This is a genomic window from Streptomyces sp. NPDC015127 (assembly GCF_043080095.1).
In the GTDB taxonomy this organism is placed as follows: Bacteria; Actinomycetota; Actinomycetes; order Streptomycetales; family Streptomycetaceae; genus Streptomyces.
Genome location: NZ_JBIBVE010000015.1, coordinates 212,061 through 218,559 on the forward strand (window position 1 = coordinate 212,061; position 6,499 = coordinate 218,559).

7 protein-coding genes are annotated in these 6,499 nt (G+C 74.0%); 3 read left to right on the top strand and 4 right to left on the bottom strand.

The features are described from left to right. Nucleotides 1-161 precede the first annotated feature (161 nt). The gene (locus ACF08N_RS28455) at nt 162-1,169 is read left to right on the top strand and encodes an alpha/beta fold hydrolase (protein ID WP_392327553.1); all 1,008 of its coding nucleotides are present in this window, start codon (nt 162-164) and stop codon (nt 1,167-1,169) included. 54 nt (nt 1,170-1,223) lie between these two features. Here ACF08N_RS28455 and ACF08N_RS28460 read toward each other — a convergent pair whose 3' ends face one another. Beyond that, nucleotides 1,224-1,439: a hypothetical protein gene (locus tag ACF08N_RS28460; RefSeq protein ID WP_392327554.1), complete on the bottom strand. Its 216-nt coding sequence runs from the start codon at nt 1,437-1,439 to the stop codon at nt 1,224-1,226. Between the two features lie 169 nt (nt 1,440-1,608). Between ACF08N_RS28460 and ACF08N_RS28465 the strand changes: the two genes are divergently transcribed. Continuing rightward, nucleotides 1,609-2,361: a hypothetical protein gene (locus tag ACF08N_RS28465; protein ID WP_392327555.1), complete on the top strand. Its 753-nt coding sequence runs from the start codon at nt 1,609-1,611 to the stop codon at nt 2,359-2,361. Between the two features lie 4 nt (nt 2,362-2,365). Here ACF08N_RS28465 and ACF08N_RS28470 read toward each other — a convergent pair whose 3' ends face one another. The 3 genes from ACF08N_RS28470 to ACF08N_RS28480 all read right to left on the bottom strand — a co-directional run bounded on the left by ACF08N_RS28470 (nt 2,366) and on the right by ACF08N_RS28480 (nt 4,241). Then, entirely contained in the window at nt 2,366-3,001 is a 636-nt protein-coding gene (locus ACF08N_RS28470; protein ID WP_392327556.1) for a class F sortase, read from the bottom strand. Nucleotides 3,002-3,050: 49 nt separating this feature from the next. Continuing rightward, nucleotides 3,051-3,671 (bottom strand): hypothetical protein, encoded by a 621-nt coding sequence (locus tag ACF08N_RS28475; protein WP_392327557.1) that lies wholly within the window; start codon nt 3,669-3,671, stop codon nt 3,051-3,053. A 183-nt stretch (nt 3,672-3,854) separates the two neighbouring features. Then, nucleotides 3,855-4,241, bottom strand: coding sequence for an ArsR/SmtB family transcription factor (locus ACF08N_RS28480; RefSeq protein ID WP_392327558.1), 387 nt, complete (start codon nt 4,239-4,241; stop codon nt 3,855-3,857). A gap of 122 nt (nt 4,242-4,363) precedes the next feature. Here ACF08N_RS28480 and ACF08N_RS28485 point away from each other — a divergent pair, with 122 nt between their 5' ends. Next, entirely contained in the window at nt 4,364-6,340 is a 1,977-nt protein-coding gene (locus tag ACF08N_RS28485; protein WP_392327559.1) for a heavy metal translocating P-type ATPase, read from the top strand. The last annotated feature ends 159 nt before the right edge of the window (nt 6,341-6,499 follow it).

Genomic DNA, 6,499 nt, shown 5'->3' on the forward strand with positions numbered 1-6,499 from the left:
AATCTACCTGGCGGGAGCGCCTCTGTCTCGCGGAGAGACGGGTTACGCGTCGGTAATGAGGTGGAGCCCGCAGACGTATCCAAGGCGAAACCCGGCGGAAACGCTCCGTGCGCCCGCGGTTCTACGCTCGGACGCAGATCCTCGTCAGCAGGAGGCCGTGGATGGTCCCGCCCCACACGTCCCCGTCCCCGCCGCAGGGCCGGCTGCGCCCGGTGTCCGCGGCGGACGTACGACTGCACCACCTGACGGTCCATGGCTACCGTCGCGCCTACCGCATCGCCGGCGAGGGCCCGGCGCTGCTGCTCATCCACGGCATAGGGGACTCCTCGGCGACCTGGGCCGACCTCATCCCCGCGCTGGCCCGCCGCCACACCGTCATCGCCCCCGACCTGCTCGGCCACGGCGCCTCGGGCAAACCCCGCGCCGACTACTCGGTCGCCGCCTACGCCAACGGCATGCGCGACCTGCTCGGTGTCCTCGGCATCGACCGGGTGACCCTCGTGGGGCACTCCCTGGGAGGCGGGGTCGCCATGCAGTTCGCGTACCAGTTCCCCGAGCGCACCGAACGCCTCGTGCTCGTGAGCGCCGGGGGAGTGGGCCGCGCGGTCAACCCCGTGCTGCGGGCCGTGTCCGTGCCCGGCGCCGACGTCCTGCTCTCCACGCTGCGCCTGCCGGGGATGCGTCACGCGATACGGCTGTTCACCGAGCTGATGCGCAGACTCGACACCGACCTGGGTCAGGACGCCCCCGAACTGCTCGGCCTCGTGGACGCGCTCCCGGACGCCACCGCACGCAGCGCGTTCATCCGCACCCTGCGGGCGGTCGTCGACTGGCGCGGGCAGGTGGTGACGATGCTCGACCGCTGCTATCTCACCCAGGGGATGCCGGTGATGCTGCTGTGGGGGTCACGCGACAGCGTGGTGCCCGTGGACCAGGCGCACACGGCACACGTCGCGATGCCCGGCAGCCGCCTCGAAATCTTCGAGGGCGCGGGACACTTCCCGTTCCACACGGACCCGACGCGCTTCCTGGCCCTCGTCGAGGACTTCGTCGCCACGACCGAGCCCGCCGACTGGGACACCGAGCACTGGCGCGAACTGCTGCGGGCGGCGGGCACCTTCGGCACCGGCAGCGCGCCGGATCCGGCGAACGAGCGCAGCGCGACCTGAGGGCAGAGCCGCAGCGGCCGGCGTATCGGGAGGCCCACGGCCTGCGTGTCGTCGTCAGAACAGCGGCAACTGCCCCGGGAAGTCCGGCACGAAGCTGCCGTCCAGCGACGGCTGAAGCGCGGCGGCGACCGGAGCCTGCCGCCGTGAACCGGGACAGGAGACCAACTCCGCGCCCGAACGGGCACCGCCCGGATCGTGTCGGGCGAAACGGCCCGCCACGACGGCGATTTCACGGCGGCACTCCGGACACAGCCGGCGGGGAGCGGACATGCACCCCAGTCTGCCGGCGGCCTCTGACACGCCGTCGACAGCACACCGAAAGACACCGCGGCCGCCCATGGGCGAGCGGTGGGATGAGTAGCCGTACTCATGCCTCGTCGCCGCCGGAGCCGGACGATGGCGGCAGCACACCGGACACATGGGGGGACAGGGGGACGGTATGGGCAAGCTGTTGGCGGCGGCACTCGCGGCGGCCGGGATCGCGGGCGCGCTGGCACTGGCGTACGCGGTGGGTGCGCCGCCCGCCGTCGTGCTCGGCACGGCGGCGGGCGTGGTCGGCCTGCTCTGGCTCCTGGTCCTGCTGACCGTGCCCTGGAACCTGTACTTCCGCGCCCACTCCGTGCTGGCCGAGATCGCGATCAGCCGCCGCAAGGGGCTGGACGTGTCCGAGGAACGGGACGCCGAGGCCGCACGCATCGCGCGCACGACGCTGAGAGCGGCCGTCGCGGGGCATGTCGTGACCGCGTGTCTGCTGGTGGCGCTGACGGCGGCCACGGGCAACGCCGCAGGCTACTGGTTCGCGGGGTTCTTCCTGGTGAGCACCTTCTTCCGGCCCGCGGGCGCGTACTTCACCCAGCTGCGGGGCCGCCTCGGCGTGCTGCTGAAGGACGTGACCCACCCCCGCGACGACGTCGTGGAGCTGCGCCGGCGGGTCGACCATGTCCAGTCCGGTACGAGGGTGCTGGAGGAGAAGGCCGAGGAACAGTACCGGGCCATCGCCGAACTGCGGGGCTCCCTCGACGCGTTGGGCATCTCGGCGTTCGCACGGGCCGACGAGACCGACCGGAGGATCGCCGCGATGGGGCGCGAGTTCGAGTCCGCCGTCAACCGCCTCACCGACAACGAAGAGATCATCACGGGACTGAAGGCGTTCCTCCGGATGCTCCGCACGCCCGACGCGACGGGGGCCTGACCACTCAGCGCACGGCGACCAGCCGGGCGGACGCGACCACGTTCCCGTCGTAGCCGGTGTCCTCGGAGTACGCGCCGCCGCAGGTGATCAGCCGGATCTCGGCGTGGGCGCCGTCCGCGTAGACCCGCTCGGCAGGGAAGTCCCTCTGGCGGAAGACCTCGACGGCGTAGACGGCGAACACGGCGGTACGGCCGTCGTGGCGCACCACCTCCACATGCGCGCCGCGTGCCACGGACCCGAGCGGATGGAACACGGCCGGCCCCCTCCTGGTGTCGACGTGTCCCACGACGACGGCCGTTCCGCGCTCGCCGGGTGTGACCGCTCCGGAGTACCAGCCGGCCAGGTTGGCGCGGTCGGCCGGAGGGGCGGCGACCCAGCCGTTCGCGTCCAGCCCGACCGGGGTCAGCGGGGCGTCGATGCCCATCGAGGGCACGGTGACACGGCGCGGGGCCGAACCCGCCAACGGGACGGGCGCGGGCGGCAGGAGAGCGGCCGCGTCGTGCCGCGCGGCCGCGCCGGCGGGTGCGGGCTGCGGCGGCCCGCCGGCCGGCTCGCCCGTCCCGCCCCGCACGAGGTGGACGCCGCACAGCAGGACGCACAGGAGCGTGAACCAGGAGGCGCGCCGTGACGTCGTCGGCATGCCGGGTGCTCCTTTCGACTCGGTGTGCCGCCCCGGCAGGGGGGCGGGGTCAGGCGTCGCTGCCGGGCCGTCGCCGCAGCAGGAGCACGCCGCCGCCGAGGGCTCCCGCGATCAGCGCGGACCCGGTGGCGAGCTGCGCGGGGCCGAGGTCCGAGAAGCTGCCGCCCGCGCCTGCCTTCACGCCCCCGCCGGGCTTGGTTGCGGGCCGGTGGTGCTCGCCGGAGCCGGTGTCCTTGCGCGAGCCGTGGTCCTTGCCGGAGCCGTGGTCCTTGCCGGGGCCGCCGCCGGTGACGGTGAGGGTGGCGGTCCCCTTCTCGCCCTTGCAGTCGAACGTGACGTCGTACTCGGCGCCCGGCTTCGCGTCCTCGAAGATCTGCGCCTTGGCCGGGACGCCGTCGGTGAGGGTGACGGTGTCGAAGACTCCGGAGGAGACCTTCACGGTCTTCGCCTTGCACTCGGACGCCTTGAGGGTGACCGTGCCGCCCGGCGCGACCGTGGCGGGCGTGACGCTGAAGGCGAACGAGGTGATGTCACCGTGGCCTTCGTCCTGAGCTGCCGGGACCTCCTCCACCAGAGGCGCGGGGGTCTCCTCCGCCTGGGCCGCGGGGGCGGACGGCAGCAGGGCGGCCGCGCCGGCGAGGTACAGGAGGGCGATCCGTATCACGCGCATGGGCAGAACTCCGGTTCCCGAGGGGCAGCCGCGGACGGATTCCACAGAAGGCGAAGGGTGCACCTCGACGGCAACGACGCTAGGAGCGGCCGCAGGGGCCTGCCACTTCAAGGGGGCCGAAGGGCCGCACGAGGGACACGGGCGGTCGCGGCAGGCGCGCCGCCCAGGGGACGTGGCAGAGCGTCAGGCGGGCCCGGTGGTGTCGTCGGCGGCGTCCGGCTCCGGCAGGTCGCGCGCGCCCAGGCGCAGGTGCTCGATGTGGTAGACCGCCTCGTCCAGGAGCTGGGCGACATGGTTGTCGTAGAGGCTGTACTCGATGCGGCGGCCCTGGCGGGTGCCGGTGACCAGGCCGAGCGCGCGCAGCAGACGCAACTGGTGGGAGACCGCCGACTGTTCCATGTCGACCGCGTCCGCGAGCTCCGTGACACCGCAGGGCCCCTGGCGCAGGCGCGTGAGGATCATCAGCCGCGAGGGAGTGGCCAGGGCCTGGAGAGTGGCGGCGATCGTCGCCGCGGAGTCCGCGTCCAGGTGGGCGGCCGGTGTGATGCCGCTGCTGACTCCGTGTCCCATGCTGCACATCGTAGCCGTGCGGCCAACCATACAGATGAAGACCTCTTCATGTGTTCCGGTATGGTGAGGGCGTCAGCCGAGACCGCTCCGCGCTGCGCGGAGCCCGGAGAAGAGGTGTCCCGATGGTTCCCCCGACCTCGCCGACCACCGCGCCCGCGCAGACGGCGCGGCCGGCCGCGCCGTCCGCCGCACCGCCGGGCCGGCCGCGCACCCGGCTGTTCGCCCTGGCCGAGGTCCGCTGGGCCGCCCTGTCCGCCGCCGCGTTCCTGTGCGCCCTGCCGCTCGACCTCGCCGGCGCGCCCGCCTGGGCCTGGGGGCCGCTCTACGCCCTGTGCTACGCCTCCGGCGGCTGGGAACCGGGCCTCGCGGGCCTCCAGGCGCTGCGCGAGAAGACGCTCGACGTCGACCTGCTGATGGTGGTGGCGGCCATCGGCGCCGCGGCCATCGGCCAGTACCTCGACGGCGGACTCCTCATCGTCATCTTCGCCACCTCCGGCGCACTGGAGGCGCTCGCGACCCGGCGCACCGCCGACTCCGTCCGCGGACTGCTCGACCTCGCCCCGGCCCGTGCAACACGCCTGGCCGACGGCCGGGCCGAGGAGTGGGAGACGGTCGACGTGGCCGACCTTCGGGTCGGCGACACCGTCCTCGTACGGCCGGGGGAGCGGCTGCCCGCCGACGGGACGGTCCTGGACGGCGCGAGCGAGGTCGACCAGGCCACGATCACCGGCGAACCCCTGCCGGTGGACCGCGGCGCCGGTGACACCGTCTACGCCGGCACGCTCAACGGCACGGGCTCCCTGCGCGTCCGTGTCGACAAGGACGCCGCCCGGTCCGTCATCGCCCGCATCGTCGCCATGGTCGAGGAGGCGAGCGCCACCAAGGCGCCCACCCAGCTCTTCATCGAGAAGGTCGAGCAGCGCTACTCGACCGGCGTCGTGATCGCCACGGTCGCCCTGCTGACCGTGCCGCTCGCCTTCGGCGCCGACTTCACGGGCACCTTGCTGCGCGCCATGACGTTCATGATCGTCGCCTCGCCGTGCGCCGTCGTGCTCGCCACCATGCCGCCGCTGCTCTCCGCCATCGCCAACGCCGGACGGCACGGAGTGCTCGTCAAGTCCGCCGTGGCGATGGAGCGTCTGGGCGAGATCGACCGCGCCGCCCTCGACAAGACCGGCACGCTGACGGAGGGGTCGCCGCGCGTCGCCGAGGTGCGCGTCCTGCCGGATACGGGTGTCACGGAGGACCGCGCGCTGACCCTCGCCGCGGCCGCCGAGGTCCACAGCGAGCACCCGCTCGGCCGCGCGATCGTCGCCGCAGCCCGCGCCCGCGGCCTGCGGCTGCCCGAGGCAAGGGACTTCGCCTCGGCTCCCGGACGCGGCGTCTCGGCGAGCGTCGACGGCGGCAAGGTGCGCGTGGGCAGCCCCGCCGCCCTGCTCGCCGACGAGTGCCCGGTGGCCCGCGAGGTGGAGGCCGAGGGACGTACAGCCGTAGTCGTCGAGGCCGACGGGGTGCCGGTGGCCGTGCTCGCCGTCGACGACCGGCTTCGGCCCGGCGCGCCCGAGGCGGTCGCCGGGCTCGCCCGCCTCACCGGCCGCACGCCGACGCTGCTGACCGGCGACAACGCCCGCGCGGCCGGCCGGATCGCGGGCGAGGCGGGCATCGAGGACGTGCGGGCCGGGCTGCTGCCCGAGGAGAAGGTCGCCGCCGTGCGCGAGTGGCAGGCGGCAGGGGAGAAGGTGCTGATCGTCGGGGACGGCGTGAACGACGCGCCCGCGCTCGCGGCCGCCCACACCGGCATCGCGATGGGCCGCGCGGGATCCGACCTGGCCCTGGAGAGCGCGGACGCGGTGGTGGTACGGGACGAACTGGCCGCGGTCCCGGCCGTGGTGGCGCTCTCCCGCCGCGCCCGCCGGCTGGTGGTGCAGAACCTGGCGATCGCGTCGGTGTGCATCGGCGTCCTGGTGGTGTGGGACCTGGCGGGCCACCTCCCGCTGCCCCTCGGCGTGGCGGGCCACGAGGGCTCGACGGTCCTGGTCGCCCTCAACGGCCTGCGCCTGCTGCGCGAATCGTCCTGGCGGGAGGCGACGGCGGCGTGACGTTCCCCTCCCTGCCCTCCCCCTACGGCCTGGCGGCCGTGGGAGGGACCCCCAGCCCAAGACTGGGGCTTCGCCCCAGACCCCGTACCGCGCTTCGCGCGGTGTCCTCAATCGCCGGACGGGCTGCAGATGCAGCCCCGCTGGGGGCACTCCCCCTAC